Below are 17153 nucleotides of genomic sequence, written 5' to 3'. Positions count from 1 at the left end.
ACGTAATTCTGTGCTTTAGTGTACCATAGAATGTCGGATTCTGTAAAGTTCCCCTCTTAACTTTTCACAGAACTTTCCTCTTCCTCCCGAAGTTTCTTTTCCCGTTCTCTCTGATTTTTGGAATAAATACAGCCACAATAGTCCTGGCGGTAAAGTCCGTAAATCTTTGACAGCTCGGTTGAACGCTTATATCCATTTCTCTTTTTAAAATCCGAAACCAGATAAGCCACTCCATATTCCCCGGCAAGCCGCTCACCAATCTCATTCAGCTTCTGTGCATTTTTCAGCGGACTGATGGAAAGGGTTGTGGTGAAATAATCATATCTGCCTTCTTTTGCAAATCTCGCAGCTTCCCGGAGTCTGAGCTCATAACACCTGAAGCACCGCTCTCCACCTTCCGGAATCATCTCCAGTCCCTTCGCCATCTCGTAAAATTTTTCACTGTCATAATTTCCCGCCTGAAAATGGATCGTATGTTTCGCCGGAAGCTCACGGATCAGCTTCTCCTGTTCGTGGATCCGTTTTTCAAATTCCGCCTCCGGGAAAATATTCGGATTGTAATAAAAAACCGTAATCTCAAAATATTCCGACAGATATTCCAGCACATAACTGCTGCATGGTGCACAACAGCTGTGAAGGAACAGTCGTGGAACCTTCTTTTCCGATACGATCAGTTCTATCTTTTTATCCAGTTCTTTCTGGTAATTCTTTTTCTGCATCTGTTCATCTCTCCTCATATTGCAGATTTGTTTCTTATTATAGTGCAGCTGTTCTCTTCGCACAATATCTTTTCTGCTCTGTTTTTCTTTTTCCGCTCCATTCCAGCCAGATGCACACACGCTTTTTTTTATTTCTCATAAACTGTAAGTAAAAGACTTATGATCGTTTCTGTATCTGGAGGATTATCATGCAATATGCACTGGAACTGAAAAACGTTCATTATGCTTACCATACACTGGAAGGAGAAACCTACGCCCTGAAAGACATCACCTTTTCGGTCCGCGAAGGGGAATTTATTGCTCTGGTCGGTCCCTCCGGGTGCGGAAAATCTACACTGCTCCACCTGATTGCGGGTCTTCTCACCCCGGAAAAAGGTCTCATCAAAATAAACGGCAGCTATCATCCGGACAATACTTCCGGCATCGGATATATGCTGCAAAAGGATGAACTTCTTGAGTGGCGTACCATCTATCAGAACGTTCTTCTCGGTCTCGAGATTCAGCATGCACTGACTGCCCGTTCCCGCGCACTGGCAAGAGTCCTTCTTACACAATACGGCCTGAATGCCTTTGCAAATGCAAAACCATCCGAACTTTCCGGAGGAATGCGCCAGAGAGCCGCGCTGATCCGCACGCTGGTCCTGAAGCCGGATATCATGCTTTTGGATGAACCCTTTTCTGCCTTGGATTATCAGACCCGATTAAATGTCAGTGATGATATCGGGCAGATTATCAAAAAAGAGAAAAAAACAGCGATCCTTGTCACCCATGACCTTGCCGAAGCGATCAGTCTTGCTGACCGGATCCTTGTTCTCACAAGCCGTCCGGCAACCATCGGGCAAACGGTCAATGTTTCCTTTTCTGATCCGGGACTTTCCCCGCTTGCCCGCCGCAATGCCCCGGAATTTAAGACTTATTTCAATCTGATCTGGAAGGAGCTGAACCCGGATGAATGAACTTTCAAAAAACCAGCTACATTACCTGAATATGCGGCGCCGACATAAACGGATCGTTGCCGTTTCCAGAGTCTCCATCCTGCTTGCCTTTCTCTTCCTCTGGGAATTTGCCGCAAATACAGGACTCATCGACTCCTTCATCTTCAGCAGCCCCTCCCGGATTGCCCTGTGTTTTCTGGAAATGACCGGTGACGGCAGTATTTTCCGCCATATCGGAGTAACCCTTTACGAAACTCTGGTCAGTTTTGTTCTGGTAATCTTCTTCAGCCTTTTTGTCACCGTCCTTCTCTGGCTCTTCCGGAAGCTTTCGGAAATCCTGGAGCCTTATCTGGTCGTCCTGAACAGTCTGCCAAAATCTGCGCTTGCTCCGCTTCTCATTGTCTGGCTCGGCGCAAACCGCACAACTATCATCATTGCCGGAATGTCTGTTGCAATCTTCGGGAGCATACTGAACCTCTATTCCGAATTTTCCGAAGTAGACCCAGATAAAATCATGCTCATCTACACTCTTCACGGAAACCGGCTCCATGCTCTCTCCAAGGTAGTGATCCCAAGCTGCATTCCGGCGATCATCAGCACCATGAAGGTCAATATCGGGCTCTGTCTGGTGGGCGTGATCATCGGAGAATTTATCGGCGGCAGGGAAGGACTTGGCTATATGATCATCTACGGCAGTCAGGTCTTCAAGCTCGACTGGCTGCTGATGAGCATCTGCATCCTCTGCGTGATCGCCATGCTGCTCTATGCTCTGATCGGACTGATCGAGAAGTGGTATCTTTGCCGGTGTAAGATTTCCTGATATTTATCAGGAACTTCACAGGGAAAGTCTCTTCTTTCTCCCTCGCTTTTTCAAAAAGGAACCATACTTTTCAGATCATTTCTGGTATGCTCCCCGTCAAGAGGACAATAAAAAATAATAAATTTTTGTATCGTCAGCCATGCTATGGCTGGCGATATTTTATGCTGCTTTTGTAGATTGCTCATGATATTTCATTGGTGTCATTACATGCAGTTTCCTTTGAAGTCGTTGGTTGTTGTAGTAATCTATGTAATTAGCTATCGCAGTAATCAAAGAGCTTCTGTCATTAAAACGCTGTTTATAATACATTTCTCGTTTTAGAATTCCCCAAAACCCTTCCATTGGTCCATTGTCAATACAGTGGGCAACTCTAGGCATACTCTGCTTCATATGATGTTTTTTTAATTTAGTATAAAACTGTGCGCTTGTATATTGAAAGCCTCGATTAGAATGAACTAATGGGTGTGCATCTACCTCCTGACGAACAGCCTCATCAAACGTGTCCATAACTAATGGATTATCATTGTGATCGCTGATTTTAAAGAAAACAATCCTTCTATCATATAAATCTAAAATAGCACGCAGATAAACGGCTAACCGATGGATTAAAGATAGCGACCCCTTTCCAGTTCTCTGACTTTTTTTAACAGATCATTCTCCATTTGTAAGTCTAGATTTCTTCTTTCCAGTTCAGCTATCTTATCACGTAACTCTTCTTCAGGTGTTCTGCTTGGAAGAGAAGCTATACGACGTCCACGTCTGTCTTCCAGACCCGCTTGACCCATCTTTTCGTATCGTATTACCCAATTGCGAACTTGTTGATAGGAACAATCATATTTGAGTGCCATTGCACCATAATTCTTATCATTTGCAAGACAATCTGTTACTATTTTTAATCTCTCATCAAGTGTAGTGTTCTTTGCTTTTTTCATGTAAGCACCTCCAGTGGAGGTTTTTAATATTCCACCAGAATTATACACCTTAATCCAATCGGAAAGCTGTCTGTGTGAACGAATTCCGTATTTTGTGCAAATATCCTGAAGAGATCCTTCTCCGTTAAGATAATCATTTATAGCAGATATTTTTAAATCTTTTGAATAAGATCTGTTTTTCGGTTGATTGAGTAATCCAGTTGATCCAGCATACTGATAAATAGAAATCCAATTTCGAATACTATGATGATCAACTCCCAATTCTTTTCCTACTTTCCGTATGCCAATTTCTCCTGAAAGGTAGCGTTCGACTATTTTTACTTTTTCTACTGGTTCTATCTTACTCTTTCTGAACATGAAAATACCCCCATATAGGACTTTTATATTTCATTGTCCTATATGAGGGTAGCATATCATTTTTGTACCTTTTTTTATATTTAAAGCTCCCACAATAATTTTCTACTCCTATGATATATTTTTCGAAATATACAAATTTTCCGCATTTATACTATCATACCAGCCCTTATCCGTCCATACTTAATCTGCACAATTCCACACGCAAATCATTTTCTGCCTATACCGCCCCAAACTGCAGATACCACACTGCCATCTTATCTCCCAGAAAAATTGCAGTTGCAAGTCCAAACGCAAGAAATGGTCCAAACGCAAACTGATCTGTTTTATTCAGCCTCTTTCGTACCAGCATCAGTGTCACATAAGCACCTCCTGTTATAATCCCAATACACATTGCACATATCATTGACGCGCCACCAATAAGCAATCCGCTTACCGACATCAGCTTGATATCTCCGCCTCCGAAAGCCCCTGGAATTGCAAGTGCCAGCACCAGCATCGGCACTGATATGATTCCCATACCGGTCAGTCTTGTAGCAATTCCCATCTCCGGATAAAGCATAAAGTCCAAAACCGCAAGTATCAAGATCATAATATGAAATCGATCATAAATCATCTGTATATGCCAGTCAACCAAGGCAATCACAAACAGTATTCCCAAATATATAAAAAAAACTGCGCCTCTTAGTGAAATCACACCCATTTTCCCGCAACCATATACAATCGCACAACCGGTCATGGATACTCCACCTGTTAATTCCACTAAGAAATATCTTGCAATCCTCTTGCTCTTTGCACATATTGCGCTTTTCCCGTATGTTAATTTATCGATGACAATATGTAAGAAGCTGAAGATGCCAGCTCCGAAAAAGAACCTTATTATCCATAATATGATTTCTAAAACCACAAACATCCTCTCATAATTAAATGATTTGTTATAAATTATAACAGTTTTTTCGCAAAAAAGGTACTGTTTTTAATGCTTTATTTAATTTTTTTGTCACAAAATTGATCATGACAATATTTTGAAACCTGCCGGAGACCTTTTAATAACAGGAAATGCAATTTCCTGTTATAGAAAAAACGGAAACAAAAAATGGATCAATCTCTTTTGTGAGAATTTGATCCATTTTTACCGCATCTAAATCAGTTGTCCCAGCACCGGAAGCCTTTTCAGATAAATTCTTCCGGAAAATGCAATATGCGGCAGTTCATAAAACATACAATACTTCGGACAGATTGGCTGATACAATGGATCCGCTACAATGATTTCTGCATCTTTCAATGCTTCTTCCATTTCTTCTTCCCCACAGATCCATCTGTCCTGTCTGCAAAGCAGACCTTCTGTTTTTTCCAGCGGGCAGAGAACTTCCACCGGACAGCCATATTTCTGTTCGATCCCTGCTGCCAGAGATTCCATGGTCACCGGTTCTCCGATCAGAGTCACTTTCTTTTGTCTGCCGGCCGCTTCAGGCTTCTTTATTTCTTCTCCCGATGCCGGATTTCTGTTTCCCTTCTGCTCCATGATTTCTTCAATTTCACCCTGCATCCGATCCTTTCGATATGGTATCTGCTCTTTTTCTTCCAGTGCTTTCGCAATCCGCTCTGTATAAGAGCCAATCGGCGTTCCAACCACATACGGGGTTCCGAACTTTTCTTCCAGTACTTTCGCCGCACGAAGCCCGACCGAAGATACCACCAGATTCACCTCTGCTTCTCCTGCCTGCAAAAATGCATCCAGTTCATCTCCCATTGCCCAGGTAGACAGCACCTTCCATCCACAGGCTTTCAGGTTCTCTTTCAGCACCTCTACATGAGATACCGGTCCAAAGTCCAGTGGTGTCACACCAAGCAGATTGACGGTGCGTGCCTGAATCCGTCCTGTCTTTTCCCCGGTAAATCTTTTCGCGATCTCCTCTAATGCAATTCCTGCCCCATACACATAATCATGCATTCCGTTCGTAGGTACTGCAAATGCAGGAATCCCGGTTTCTTCTTCCAGTACCTGTGCCAGTGCCGGAAAATCGGTTCCATTCATATACGGAATTGGGGATCCTGCAAGGGCAATAAATTTCGGATGCAGCTCCCTTGCTGCCTCTTTGATATCATCCAGAAATTTTTCATCATTTCCCATGATCGCATCAATTTCTGTCAGACCGGAAATATAGATCAGACTGTCCTGATCGTACCAGCGGATCTCATCGTGAGTGTTGTAGGTCGAATTGCATCCGGACGGGTCGTGCATAACTGTCATGCCGCCAAGCTCATAAAGTGCAGAACACACACCGGATACATCCGATGTATAAATTGGTATGATTCGATAAGATTGTCTCATATACAGCTTTCACACCCCCATCCTTTTCGCACAACCAGATCTTCCGTGTCTTTTTCTTCGGTAAATGCTTCGGCCATAAGCTCTGCCGTCCTGCGGATCCCGTCAAATCCGTAAAGGCCGTCGCCCTGTACCATATTGACAAAATACGGACTTCCTGTAAACCATGCCGCCTTCTGTCCGATCGCCAGTATTTTTTCATCCGATGTTCTCGGAAGCACACGCATTTTCACCTGGATCGTTGCAATCAACTGCAGATCCGGTGCATGCTCCTTCAGCCACTCAAATTCTGCTTTTTCTTCCGGACTGATGGAATCCAGATAGATCCGTATTACCCGGAAGCCATGAGTAAGCAGAAGCTTTGCAAGTCCCAGTGGACGTGGATGGTACAGATAATCAATGGCAACCGCAGTGTCTCCGATCACCTCATGCGCCTTTTCCAGTGCCTTTTCACAGGCATCAATTTCCCCTTCTACTGAAATCGTTTCCTCCAGCTTTCCATAGCCCATTGTCTGGCAAAAATTTTCCAGCTGTGCTGTGATCTCTTCATAATCAAAGCTGCCCGGCAGATACAGGTATGGTCGTTTCAGACGCTCTGAAAGCGCTTCCGCACCATACTTAGATGGTGGATAAGAAGATATAAAAAGTTTCCCTTCGGAAAGTGCCAGATAGTCTTCCCAGCTTTTACATCCCGGCAGTTCCCGGAAGATTCCCTGATGTGCCCGGACGATTCGTTTCAGATCTGCATTTTTTTCCAGTACGAAATCACTGCCGAGAAAACTCACAGCTTTTTCATCTGCTTTTCGCTTTGGAAGTGGCTCATAAATCGCTTTTCTCAGCTTCTGATCCGGTGTCGGTCCATGCTTCTGCATGATCGGATCCATATAACAGCGGATAAATGTAATCTTTGGGAACCTCTCTTCCAGTTCCTGATACACCCGTTCCAGATCGCATCCCAGAAAATGATGCAGACAGACGGTAAATAAAAGAACTGCTTTCGGTTTTTCTTCCAACTTATTCAGCACATCCGTCACGCCTTCGATGGTGATGTCCTCCAGATTTCCATTTAACAGATTCTCTTCTTTTACGATCACAAAGGAAAACCGGTCAGCCGCATTCATTTCCGCCGCTGTCAGCACCACACCTCGCATGCAGTTATCTGCACAGACATAGATCTGTCTTGCCTCCGGCATCAGCATTCCGGTATGTACGATGTTCCAGTTGCCGTGAACCGGCGAGTTAAATTCAAGCCCCGGTGCAAATGGAACCGGAAATGTGGCATCCTTGATGGCTACTGCCGCGCCTTTTTCATCCACCGGATGTCCTACCCGTTTTAACATGGTCTCTCCTCTCCGCACACTGCAAGGATCTGATCTGCCAGCTTCCGGTATTCCTCTGCCATCTGAGAATCCGGTGCGTATTCCAGCAGAACCTTACCGGCTTCTTCTGCTTCCATCACAAGTTCGCTCCGGTCAAGCTGTCCAATGATCTGCGTGTGAAAATCCCCTGCAAGCTCCCGCACCTTTTCTTCCTCTCTCGGAACCTCTCTTTTATTTAAAATAATACCGCCAAGGGAAGCATATCCCCGGTTCCTGAAATTCTCTACTGCCATTGCAATATTGGCCCCGGCATGGATCGCCATATTTTCACCGGATGTGATGATGAATACCTGATCCGCATAGCCTTTTCGCATTGGCATGGAAAAGCCACCGCAGACTACATCACCAAGTACATCATATAACACGATATCCGGCTGGTAGGTCTCATAAGCACCGGTTTCTTCCAGCTTCTCAAGGGCGGTGATAATCCCGCGTCCTGCACATCCAAGTCCCGGTGTCGGTCCACCTGCTTCTACACAGACCACACCTGCATAGCCAACCGTAACCATATCTTCCAGTTTTAGATTCTGTTTCTTCTGTTGGAACATTTCCAGTACGGTTGGAATCTCCTTTCCGTGTCGGAGCTGGATGGTCGAATCCGCCTTCGGATCACAGCCGATCTGCATGACCTTGTATCCTTTTTCGGCAAGTGCCACCGCAAGATTGGATACAGTTGTGGATTTTCCGATCCCGCCTTTTCCGTACACTGCTATCTTTTTCATTCCGCTTTTTCCTCCGCTTTCGTAATGACGTTCGAGTACGCCGTTTTTGTGGATACCCCATTCAGACGCCCGATCTTCCCTGACAAAGCACTGATCATATCTTGCGGTGCATCAATGGCGATGCTGATGATATTAATTCCCTTCTCCCGGTACGGAATTCCCATTCTTCCAATGATATACTCTCCTGCTTCATGCAGGTAATGGTTCAGTTCCTCAATCGCGGCAGGATTCTCCACAATAATTGAAATGACTGCTACTCTGGTGTCCATGAAAAGTCTCCTTTCTTTTTGAAATGTCACCGATTCCGCATTTCAGATTGTTTAGCAGATACGTGGCAGCAATTCTCCGCCCGGCTGTGGAAGAAGTGCCTGCGTTCCGATTTCTGTAGTCATGACTACTTTCCCCGGCTGCTCTGCAGTTACTTCTCCGATAATTGCCGCATTCTGTGAATACGGACATTTGTGCAGTACTTCTACAATCTTTTCTGCCTCTGCTTTTGGTGCCATAATGACCATTCTTCCTTCACATGCAAGGTAAAGTGGCTCCAGTCCAAGCATTCCGCAGACTCCCTTCACTTCCGGTGCAACCGGAACTTTTTCAGCATTCAGACGGATTCCAACATTACTTTGTCCCGCAATCTCATAAAGTACTGTTCCAACTCCACCTCTTGTCGCATCACGGATGACATGCAGATCATGTGTTGCATTTATCACTTCTTCTACAGTATGCCATAGTGGTGCACAGTCACTGGTCACATCCGCTTCGATTCCGAAGTCTTCTCTTGCAAGAAGGATCGTACAACCATGGCGTCCCACATCTCCGGTCACAATGATCGCGTCTCCCGGCTGTGCCAGTTCTCCTCCGACTTTTACGCCGTCCTCGATCTGTCCCATTCCGGTTGTTGTGATAAATACACCGTCTACCTGTCCCTTTCCTGCTACCTTGGTATCTCCGGATACAATACGGACACCGGCTTCTTTTGCCGTTTTCTCCATTGCTGCTGCAATCTCTTCCAGTTTTTCCATCGGAAATCCTTCTTCAATTACAAATGCACAAGTCAGATAAAGTGGTTTTGCTCCCATACATGCAAGGTCATTAACTGTTCCGCAGATGGAAAGCTTTCCGATATTTCCTCCTGGGAAGAATGCCGGAGATACAATAAATCCATCCGTAGATACTGCCATCTTTCCGACTGGTGGTGTAAGAACTGCCGCATCATCCGCAGTCAGGTCCGGATTGGCAAAATGTGCTGCAAATACTTTATCGATCAACTCTGAAGTCTGCTTTCCGCCGGCTCCGTGTGCCATAGTTACTGTCTGGTTGTCCATTTTATTTTCCATTTTTAACTTCCTTCTCTCCTAATCGTTTCCGTATATATGATACCGGATTGTTCCGGTGTTCCGTTCCTTCGTTTCCCTGATACCGGATTGTTCCGCACTTTCGTGCTCTCACAATCCTCAAAACATTCGTAATCCGCTCATTTTTCTTCATAAAATGGCTACTTACTCATGTTTTGGCGGGGATAAAGGTCAGAAGTCTTCCTGCAAGCAAGCTTGCGTCGGTGTTCCATTCCTTCGTTTCCCTGATACCGGATTGTTCCGCACTTACGTGCTCTCACAATCCTCAAAACATTCGTAATCCGCTCATTTTTCTTCGCGAAATGGCTACTTACTCATGTTTTGGCGGAGATAAAGGTCAGAAGTCTTCCTGCAAGCAAGCTTGCGTCAGACTTCTGACTTTTATCCCCTGGTATCATACATATAGTAAGCCGAGCATGCGCCCTCGCCGGATACCATGCAGGCTCCTACCGGGTGCTGCGGTGTACATACCTTGCCAAACACCTTGCAGTCGGACGGTTTGCATTTTCCCTGCAGTACATCTCCGCAGCGGCATGCCGGATTTGCTTTTCCTTCGATCTTTGGCATATTGTATTTCTTTCTGGCATCGTATGCTTCCCATTCTTCTCTCAGCTGCATACCGGATCCCGGAATGATTCCAAGACCTCTCCACTCGCTGTCGCATCCTTCCATCAGTTCATTCACCAGCCTCTGTGCCTCACGGCTTCCTTCTCTGGTGACAACTCTCGGATAGCAGTTTACGAAGAACGGCTTTCCTTCCTGGAAGCGTACCAGTGCGACCGCAAGTGCTGTGAGCAGTTCTTTTGCCGTAAATCCTGCTACCACACCGCTGACTCCTTCTTTTACCAGTTCCTCACAAAGTTCGGTCCCCGTGATTGCATTGACGTGTCCCGGATATAAAAATACATCCGCACTGCCTTTGAGTGCCTCGTAAGCTCCCGGCATCGTCTTATTGGCAACCAGAAGAGAATAATTGGAAATTTCATCTTCCTTTGCCTGTTTAACCGAAAGGCATCCTGCAGGTGTCGTTGTCTCAAACCCAACGGATAAAAATGTCACCTGTTCTTCCGGATGATCTTTCGCATATTTTTCCGCATCTGCCGGTGAATAAACGATATGGATCTTTGCTCCTTTTTCTCTTGCTCCGGCAAGGCTCATCTGACTTCCCGGTACGCGGACCAGATCACCAAATGTACAGATCGTCACCTGCTTCTCCAACGCCAGATAAATTGCTTCATCAATAAAGCTGACCGGTGTTACGCAGACCGGGCATCCCGGTCCTGAGATCAGTTCTACCTGCTTTGGTAAAAGTTTTCGGATCCCCAGACGGAAAATTTCATGGGTATGGGTTCCGCATACTTCCATGATCCGCACTGCCGGTCCGTCATAATTTTCTATGATCTCTCTGGCTGTTCGTTTCTTTTGTTCTTCCATTACAGCAGTTCCTCCATAAGCTGATCGGTCTCGCTTTCATCTTCATCGGTGATCTTTGCGATCGCAACTCCGGCGTGGACCATGACGTAATCACCTGGTTCCAGATTCTCCAAGAGCTTGGATGAAACCTCTCTTTTTGCACCGCCTGCGTCAACGACGGCGGTTCCGTTACTGATTTTTACAACTTTTGCTGATAATCCAACACACATGTGGGTAATTCCTCCTTTTTTTGGGAAGGGACGCAAGGAGAGAAAACAATTGGGACCGGCTGCATTTGCAGGAGTCCGGTGTTCTCTAGGAAGGCTTCGTGTTGCTAAGAGCATTTACAGAAATCCATAACTCGCTTCGCTCAAACAGATGGATTTCTGTAAATAACGCAACACTGCAGTTTCCAAGAGAACGCTCGGGCTCCTGCAAATGCAGCCGGTCCCAATTGTTTTCTCTCCCTGCTGGCGCTTCCTAAAATTTAACGTGTTGACAAAGGGGGAATTGACAAGGCAGTACCTTGTTGTCAATTCCTGATTTGTTTGTTCCTGGTGGTCCTTTTCCTCTTTTATTGTAATTTGTAATAGTTTTTAGATTAACTCTGTTTAAAATATTTTTATGTCTGGTTTTATTTTATCTCATGCTTCTGTAAATATGCCATTGCGTAGGCTGCCTGACCAAGTGACAATCCTCCGTCATTTGGTGGAATGAGGTGATGGTGCAGGGTGATGAGACCTTGCTTAACCAGACCTTCTTCTACCAGCCGTAGTAGTAAGCGGTTCTGGAAAACTCCGCCGCTTAGGGCAACTTTCCGGATTCCGGTCTGATGACTTGCTGTGAGGGCTGCGGATATGATCTGTCTTGCAAGTTCCTGGTGGAACTCGTATGCAAGTTGTCCGGTATCTTCCCCGGCGAGACGTTTTTTGGCGAGGTTTTTGACTAATTCGCCGGTATTTAGAATCAGGCGGTCTTCTGCCGTTTCTGTAAATGGCTTAAGCATGAGGGGTTTGTATGGATGCTGCATTGTTTTTTCGTAAGCTTCTGCTGCGAACTCTAATGCCGTAGATGCTTCTCCCTCGAAAGTGGATTTTTTCCGGATTCCGAGGATAGCACTGACTCCATCAAAGAGACGGCCGGCACTGGTAGATCGAACAGCATTCAGGTGTCGTCCGGTCATTGTCACCAGTACTTTTGCCTCCGGTTCGGTGCAAAGCTCCAGTTTCTTCATCCATTCGACCGTTTTTTCTTTATCCTGCAATTCTTCATAGAGAAGAGACCCGGCAATTCGCCAGCCTTCTTTTGCAGAAAGATCTCCACCTACCTGCCAGAATGGCTTAATGCTGCCAAGTCTTTCAAATCCATTGTAATCACAACGAAGAATTTCTCCACCCCAGATGGTCCCATCCGTTCCATAGCCGGTTCCGTCAAAGGAAACGCCGATCACCGGATCTTCGCAGTCATTTTCTGCCATACAGGACAGAATATGTGCAAAATGGTGCTGTATCTTCAGAACCGGAAGTCCAAGTTCTTCCGCAACAACTGTCGCATTGTATTTCGGATGCAGATCGCATGCCACAACCTTTGGTTCTACCTCCAGAAGTGTTTCCATTCTGCCGATCGTTTCTTTTAAAGCTTCCACGGTGCGCAGATCTTCCAGATCTCCCACATAAGGGGATGGGTAAAATCTGCCGTCCACACCGATGCAGAATGTATTTTTCAGTTCTCCTCCAGTAGCAAGTACCTGCCCTTTCCACGGCATCTGAACCATGGTCGGAAGTGGCGCATAGCCTCTGGATCTGCGGATCATATATGGCTCATTTTTATAAAAATCCATCACTGAATCATCGGCACGGATCCGGATTTTCCGGTTGTGGGAAAGCATACAGTCGCACAGACGGGAAAGCTCCTGAATCGCTTCTTTGTCCTCCCTGCAGATCGGTGCACCAGATGTATTTCCACTGGTCATAACCAAAAAAGACGGCATCCGGATTCCATCATCATAGGTAAAGAGCAGAAGCTGTACCGGTGCATACGGCAACATTACTCCAACCTTTGGATTACCAGGTGCAATACTTTCGCAAAGTGTTTCTTCACCATCTTCTTTTTTGTCCAAAAGCAGGATTGGTTTTTGATGTCCGGTCAGAATTTTTTCCTGTTCTTCACTGATCAGGCATTCTCTTTTCACAGATTCCAGATCTTTTGCCATAACTGCAAATGGTTTCGCCGGACGTTTTTTCAGTTCTCTGAGGCGCTTCACCGCCTCTTCATTAGTCGCATCGCAGCACAGGTGGAAACCTCCAATCCCCTTAATCGCCACAATTCCGCCTTCTGCAATGGTCCGTCTGGTGTAAATGATCGCATCTCTTCCGCGTTCTTCTCTGCCGATCAGGTAGACCTCCGGACCACACTCGTTACAACAGACTGGCTGTGCATCGTATCTCCGGGTTGCCGGATCATAATATTCTTTTGCGCAATCCGGACACATCGGAAATTCTTTCATGCTGGTGCGCTCCCGGTCATACGGAAGGGCATCCAGGATCGTAAGTCTTGGTCCACAGCAGGTACAGTTGATAAATGGATGCAGATATCTACGGTTCTTCGGATCAAACATTTCTTCCTTGCATTCATCACAAATTGCAATATCCGGTGAGACAAAAATCTCACCTTTCGTCTTTTCACTTTCAATGATCGCAAACTCCGTAAAGTCTTCTGCTTCTTCTACCGGCTCAATATTCATTTTCAAAATTGCTGCCCGCTTCGGCGGCTTATTCTCAATATCTGAGATAAATCCATCCACTGCCTCTTCCGGTCCCTGCGCAAAGATTTCCACATACGGACCTTTATTGGACACGCTGCCCCGGATCTGATGCGTAGCTGCATGCCTGCTCACAGTCGGACGAAATCCTACGCCTTGCACGATCCCATAGACGCGGATCTGTTTTGTCACTTCATTTTTCATCTATTCACACAGTCTCCCTGACACTGCAAAATGTCTTGTATTTACGAAGATTCCCTGAAAATCCGGAACCATTTTTTCCATACATGCATCTGCAAAAATGATATCAAATCCACCATTTTTCACAAGATCGATATAATCATCTTCCTCACGCAACGACACATCCTGCGGACAGGCAAGCTCTTTTTTCCTCATAAACCAGGTTGCTGTCTGCACCTCTGCCGAATTCTCTCTTTTAAGAATTTCCTGCCGGATTGCTTCCGCCATCACCTGCTGGTGTACCACAAGGATTTTCTTTCCCTGATAGTCCAGATTCGGAACCAACTCACCTGCTGCCGGATAACCGATCTCATACGGCGTACCAAAGGTCTTTTCCAAATATTTGGCTACTTCCAGTGCTGCCACAGATACAACAATATTTTTGCCAACTTCCGATGCCCTTTCTACTGCCTCAAGCCCATCGCCCATTCCATAGCAAATGGCTTCTTTTCCTTCTTTTTTCAGTTCCTCTCTTACTTTATCTGCTGCTTTCAGATCGCTTACATCCTGTGGCGTCATTCCAAGGATACCGACTTTTTCTTTGCATACTTCATATTTTTCCTTTGCAAATGCAGTAAATAATGCAAGATACGCTTTTTCTTCCCCTTTATCATAAAGCTCCATTCCGTCGGTATCAATGGCAAGAATCGGAAGGTCGGTCTTTTTTTCACACATTCTTTTCAGTGCCTGGTAATCCGTTCCGATCACAGCCGGAACCGGAGTGCCGACAATCGCCGCAAAATTCGCATCAATCTTATCAGCTGCATCGACCAGCTTTGCGACCAGACGGTCATCTCTTCCAAGGATTGCATCCATATCACGAAGTCCTGCGCTGAATACTGCACTTTTCCGTTCAAACCATCTCGGCTCATCAAAACCGCAGACATTTCCTGTGCATCCTCCCGCGTCGCAGATGACGATGATTCCGCCAAGTTCATATAACACAGACACTGCGCCAGACTGATCCGGTGCAAATGGTGTCAGATATTTTCTAAGTCCTCTCATACTACACCTCCAAAAGGGTTTCAAACAACCGTGTCACACCTGCATAACCATAAGGCTGTCTGTCCTGATTCCAGATCACATTCGGCTGATCCGGATGATAGTATCCCGCATCCTTTCCAATGGTCATATTCACGCCGCTCTTTTCCGGATCGTAGTACAGCATGGTCGGTTCCATATTGGAAAATACCTTCGTCTCCGGGCTGAGCTGGGATAACTGGTTTAGGTAAATAAAGTTCTCTGCTGTCAGTGTTCCATAGATTTCTGGCACCTTAAATCCATATTTGATCATCGCAAGTGCCATTTCAAATGGATCTCCGTTCATGCATTCCCCGATCGCAAAGCTTGCATCCGGCCGTTTCTCTTTGAATTTTGCCACGGTTTCTTCCGCTTTTTCACGATAAACTTCATCAGAAAATGTCACCCCAAGCACTTTCCCAAATGCCTGATACTGGCTGGCGATCTTGTCTGTCTGGTAGAGTCTCCTGAGTTCAATAAACGGAATCTGCAGACGGTTATGAAAATCCTCTGCCGCAAATCTGGCTTCCGGGTGAAGTACCAGATTAAAATTTGCCTCAGACATGGTCTGATATTCCTCATAGTCCTTGCATCTGGAGATTTCATGGATGGTCTTAACTCCTGCGCTGTGCAAAAGATCATACAGCTCACACTCATCGATCAGCGGCGAGAAAAATCCAAGCAGGTTCACCACATTTCCTTTTTTCTTCTTTGGCTCCAGAAGGGAATATAAAGACTGACGTACATGCACCATCGGCGGCTTTCTTCCTTCTCTTGTCAGCGCGTACATGTAGCATGGTCGAACCGGAAGTCCGGCTCTTTCTTCCGCTTTTCTGCACACACGCTCCATGTCCGTCCCAAGAAGAGCATCTACACAGGTAATACAGATCATCACAACGGACGGTCTCTTTTCACAGCAATTGCAGATTTCTTCTACTGCCTTCGGAATCTTTTTCAAATGACGTCCCGTTACGATATCGGTCTCGTCCATCATCAGATAGAAAAAACGGTTATCATATTCCCTCATGGAACTGATAAGCGAAGTATTTCGTCCACAGCAGCCCGGTGCCACGATCAGCATGATCGAATCCGGTACAGCAAGTCCCGCTCTTTTTACTCCGAATCCTTCTGCTCCCGGTGAGTTAAATGCAAGCGTTGCCGGTGAGCTGTAGATCAGGTGTGTATTCGACCGGAGCTGTGCCGGAATCGCATCTCTTCCCAGTTTATTTAATTCTTTTACGGTACAATAATATGCTTCTTTTGCCATACCTTCTATTCCTCACTCTTCAGTAATAACTCTGCCAGATCAAAAAATCTCTTACTGATCGCGGAATCTTTGTCCCCTTCGATCACCGTCATTCCCTGATCCTCATAGCGGATGATCTCATCACTTCTCGGGATTTCCCCGACGATCGGGATCCCGCTTTTTTCGGAAAATGCCTGTACTTTTTCCGTCTCATTTTCCACATTCCTGTGGTTCAGTACAATACCGAATACTCTGGCATAGCTTCTGTCCTCAAAATTCCTCACCGCACTTGAAATATTATTTGCTGCATAAAGTGCCATCTTTTCTCCAGAAGTTACGATCAGAACCTTTTCGGCGTACCCTTCCCGGATCGGTGCTGCAAATCCACCGCATACCACATCACCAAGAACGTCATAAAGTACAACATCCGGCTTATATGTTTCAAATAACTGCAAATCTTCTAACAGCTGGAATGTGGCAATAATCCCGCGCCCCGCGCATCCAAGTCCCGGTGTCGGTCCACCTGTTTCAATGCAGAGCACACCACCATAGCCTTCTTTTGCAATATCTGAAAGCTCCTCCGGTTCTTCATCCTCTTCTCTCATATAATTCATCACCGGTCTGAGCGGCTCGCCGCCAAGCAGATTGATCGTAGAATCTGCCTTCGGATCACATCCAATCTGGATTACTTTCTTTCCCATCGCCGCAAATGCTGCCGCCAGATTGGACGTAATCGTAGACTTTCCAATACCGCCCTTTCCATAAATTGCAATCTTTAACATAATCCTTTTTCCTTTCTATAACCAAGCAGGCAATTTATCGTATACACAAAAAAACCCGCCTCCCAAAACGGTAGACGAGTCCCACTATACATCTTCGTATATCACCAACTGTTTCCCGCTCGGATCTACCTTGCCGTCAA

Annotated in this window: 18 protein-coding genes; 2 read left to right on the top strand and 16 right to left on the bottom strand. The window is 45.7% G+C overall.

The features are described 5' to 3' along the window. Nucleotides 1-56: 56 nt before the first annotated feature. Nucleotides 57-719 carry an epoxyqueuosine reductase QueH gene (locus NQ556_RS06760; RefSeq protein WP_022220122.1) on the bottom strand — a complete coding sequence of 221 codons (663 nt, stop codon included), beginning with the start codon at nt 717-719 and terminating at the stop codon, nt 57-59. Between the two features lie 188 nt (nt 720-907). Here NQ556_RS06760 and NQ556_RS06755 point away from each other — a divergent pair, with 188 nt between their 5' ends. Both NQ556_RS06755 and NQ556_RS06750 read left to right on the top strand, forming a co-directional pair. Then, the gene (locus tag NQ556_RS06755; protein ID WP_022220123.1) at nt 908-1675 is read left to right on the top strand and encodes an ABC transporter ATP-binding protein; all 768 of its coding nucleotides are present in this window, start codon (nt 908-910) and stop codon (nt 1673-1675) included. Beyond that, on the top strand, nt 1668-2474 hold the full coding sequence (locus NQ556_RS06750) for an ABC transporter permease (protein ID WP_022220124.1): 807 nt from the start codon (nt 1668-1670) through the stop codon (nt 2472-2474). The genes NQ556_RS06755 and NQ556_RS06750 overlap by 8 nt, the downstream gene beginning before the upstream one ends. A 159-nt stretch (nt 2475-2633) precedes the next feature. Here the strand turns inward: NQ556_RS06750 and NQ556_RS06745 are convergent, their stop codons facing one another. From NQ556_RS06745 to NQ556_RS06675, 15 genes are all read right to left on the bottom strand, one after another. Further along, the gene (locus NQ556_RS06745; RefSeq protein ID WP_201850357.1) at nt 2634-3059 is read right to left on the bottom strand and encodes an IS3 family transposase; all 426 of its coding nucleotides are present in this window, start codon (nt 3057-3059) and stop codon (nt 2634-2636) included. Between the two features lie 20 nt (nt 3060-3079). After that, entirely contained in the window at nt 3080-3763 is a 684-nt protein-coding gene (locus NQ556_RS06740) for a helix-turn-helix domain-containing protein (protein WP_204575903.1), read from the bottom strand. A 217-nt stretch (nt 3764-3980) separates the two neighbouring features. After that, nucleotides 3981-4523: a prepilin peptidase gene (locus NQ556_RS06735; RefSeq protein WP_227120265.1), complete on the bottom strand. Its 543-nt coding sequence runs from the start codon at nt 4521-4523 to the stop codon at nt 3981-3983. Nucleotides 4524-4901: 378 nt separating this feature from the next. After that, nucleotides 4902-6095 carry a nitrogenase component 1 gene (locus tag NQ556_RS06730; protein ID WP_008372332.1) on the bottom strand — a complete coding sequence of 398 codons (1194 nt, stop codon included), beginning with the start codon at nt 6093-6095 and terminating at the stop codon, nt 4902-4904. After that, nucleotides 6092-7432, bottom strand: a complete 1341-nt coding sequence (locus NQ556_RS06725; RefSeq protein WP_008372334.1) for a nitrogenase component 1 — start codon at nt 7430-7432, stop codon at nt 6092-6094. Before NQ556_RS06725 ends, NQ556_RS06730 begins: the two co-directional genes overlap by 4 nt. Then, complete coding sequence (locus NQ556_RS06720) at nt 7426-8193, bottom strand: nucleotide-binding protein (RefSeq protein ID WP_008372336.1); 768 nt, start codon at nt 8191-8193, stop codon at nt 7426-7428. The genes NQ556_RS06725 and NQ556_RS06720 overlap by 7 nt, the downstream gene beginning before the upstream one ends. Beyond that, nucleotides 8190-8462: a TM1266 family iron-only hydrogenase system putative regulator gene (locus NQ556_RS06715; protein WP_008372338.1), complete on the bottom strand. Its 273-nt coding sequence runs from the start codon at nt 8460-8462 to the stop codon at nt 8190-8192. The genes NQ556_RS06720 and NQ556_RS06715 overlap by 4 nt, the downstream gene beginning before the upstream one ends. A 51-nt stretch (nt 8463-8513) precedes the next feature. Continuing rightward, nucleotides 8514-9533, bottom strand: coding sequence for a hydrogenase expression/formation protein HypE (gene hypE / locus NQ556_RS06710; protein WP_008372341.1), 1020 nt, complete (start codon nt 9531-9533; stop codon nt 8514-8516). Further along, nucleotides 9523-9684 (bottom strand): hypothetical protein, encoded by a 162-nt coding sequence (locus NQ556_RS06705; RefSeq protein ID WP_008372344.1) that lies wholly within the window; start codon nt 9682-9684, stop codon nt 9523-9525. The genes hypE and NQ556_RS06705 overlap by 11 nt, the downstream gene beginning before the upstream one ends. A gap of 248 nt (nt 9685-9932) precedes the next feature. Then, on the bottom strand, nt 9933-10985 hold the full coding sequence (gene hypD, locus NQ556_RS06700) for a hydrogenase formation protein HypD (protein ID WP_008372347.1): 1053 nt from the start codon (nt 10983-10985) through the stop codon (nt 9933-9935). After that, on the bottom strand, nt 10985-11194 hold the full coding sequence (locus NQ556_RS06695; RefSeq protein ID WP_022220582.1) for a HypC/HybG/HupF family hydrogenase formation chaperone: 210 nt from the start codon (nt 11192-11194) through the stop codon (nt 10985-10987). The genes hypD and NQ556_RS06695 overlap by 1 nt, the downstream gene beginning before the upstream one ends. A 404-nt stretch (nt 11195-11598) precedes the next feature. Further along, a complete protein-coding gene (hypF, locus tag NQ556_RS06690) occupies nt 11599-13929 on the bottom strand; it encodes a carbamoyltransferase HypF (RefSeq protein WP_008372351.1) in 2331 nt (776 codons plus the stop codon). Beyond that, nucleotides 13930-14970, bottom strand: coding sequence for a nitrogenase component 1 (locus NQ556_RS06685; RefSeq protein ID WP_204575901.1), 1041 nt, complete (start codon nt 14968-14970; stop codon nt 13930-13932). It lies immediately after the preceding gene. A gap of 1 nt (nt 14971) precedes the next feature. After that, nucleotides 14972-16252, bottom strand: a complete 1281-nt coding sequence (locus NQ556_RS06680; protein ID WP_008372356.1) for a nitrogenase component 1 — start codon at nt 16250-16252, stop codon at nt 14972-14974. A gap of 5 nt (nt 16253-16257) precedes the next feature. Further along, complete coding sequence (locus NQ556_RS06675; RefSeq protein WP_008372357.1) at nt 16258-17013, bottom strand: nucleotide-binding protein; 756 nt, start codon at nt 17011-17013, stop codon at nt 16258-16260. Between the last annotated feature and the right edge of the window lie 140 nt (nt 17014-17153).

Origin of the sequence: Coprococcus comes ATCC 27758, assembly GCF_025149785.1 — a bacterium.
Lineage (GTDB): Bacteria > Bacillota > Clostridia > Lachnospirales > Lachnospiraceae > Allocoprococcus > Allocoprococcus comes.
Note: the sequence above shows the minus strand (reverse complement) of the source record. Positions and strands in the feature narration are given on the sequence as shown.

Coding starts and splice junctions, on each gene's coding strand:
- NQ556_RS06760 (WP_022220122.1), bottom strand. CDS start 719: ATGCAGAAAAAGAATTACCAGAAAGAACTGGATAAAAAGATAGAACTG.
- NQ556_RS06755 (WP_022220123.1), top strand. CDS start 908: ATGCAATATGCACTGGAACTGAAAAACGTTCATTATGCTTACCATACA.
- NQ556_RS06750 (WP_022220124.1), top strand. CDS start 1,668: ATGAATGAACTTTCAAAAAACCAGCTACATTACCTGAATATGCGGCGC.
- NQ556_RS06740 (WP_204575903.1), bottom strand. CDS start 3,763: ATGTTCAGAAAGAGTAAGATAGAACCAGTAGAAAAAGTAAAAATAGTC.
- NQ556_RS06730 (WP_008372332.1), bottom strand. CDS start 6,095: ATGAGACAATCTTATCGAATCATACCAATTTATACATCGGATGTATCC.
- NQ556_RS06725 (WP_008372334.1), bottom strand. CDS start 7,432: ATGTTAAAACGGGTAGGACATCCGGTGGATGAAAAAGGCGCGGCAGTA.
- NQ556_RS06720 (WP_008372336.1), bottom strand. CDS start 8,193: ATGAAAAAGATAGCAGTGTACGGAAAAGGCGGGATCGGAAAATCCACA.
- NQ556_RS06715 (WP_008372338.1), bottom strand. CDS start 8,462: ATGGACACCAGAGTAGCAGTCATTTCAATTATTGTGGAGAATCCTGCC.
- hypE (WP_008372341.1), bottom strand. CDS start 9,533: ATGGAAAATAAAATGGACAACCAGACAGTAACTATGGCACACGGAGCC.
- NQ556_RS06705 (WP_008372344.1), bottom strand. CDS start 9,684: ATGAAGAAAAATGAGCGGATTACGAATGTTTTGAGGATTGTGAGAGCA.
- hypD (WP_008372347.1), bottom strand. CDS start 10,985: ATGGAAGAACAAAAGAAACGAACAGCCAGAGAGATCATAGAAAATTAT.
- NQ556_RS06695 (WP_022220582.1), bottom strand. CDS start 11,194: ATGTGTGTTGGATTATCAGCAAAAGTTGTAAAAATCAGTAACGGAACC.
- hypF (WP_008372351.1), bottom strand. CDS start 13,929: ATGAAAAATGAAGTGACAAAACAGATCCGCGTCTATGGGATCGTGCAA.
- NQ556_RS06685 (WP_204575901.1), bottom strand. CDS start 14,970: ATGAGAGGACTTAGAAAATATCTGACACCATTTGCACCGGATCAGTCT.
- NQ556_RS06680 (WP_008372356.1), bottom strand. CDS start 16,252: ATGGCAAAAGAAGCATATTATTGTACCGTAAAAGAATTAAATAAACTG.
- NQ556_RS06675 (WP_008372357.1), bottom strand. CDS start 17,013: ATGTTAAAGATTGCAATTTATGGAAAGGGCGGTATTGGAAAGTCTACG.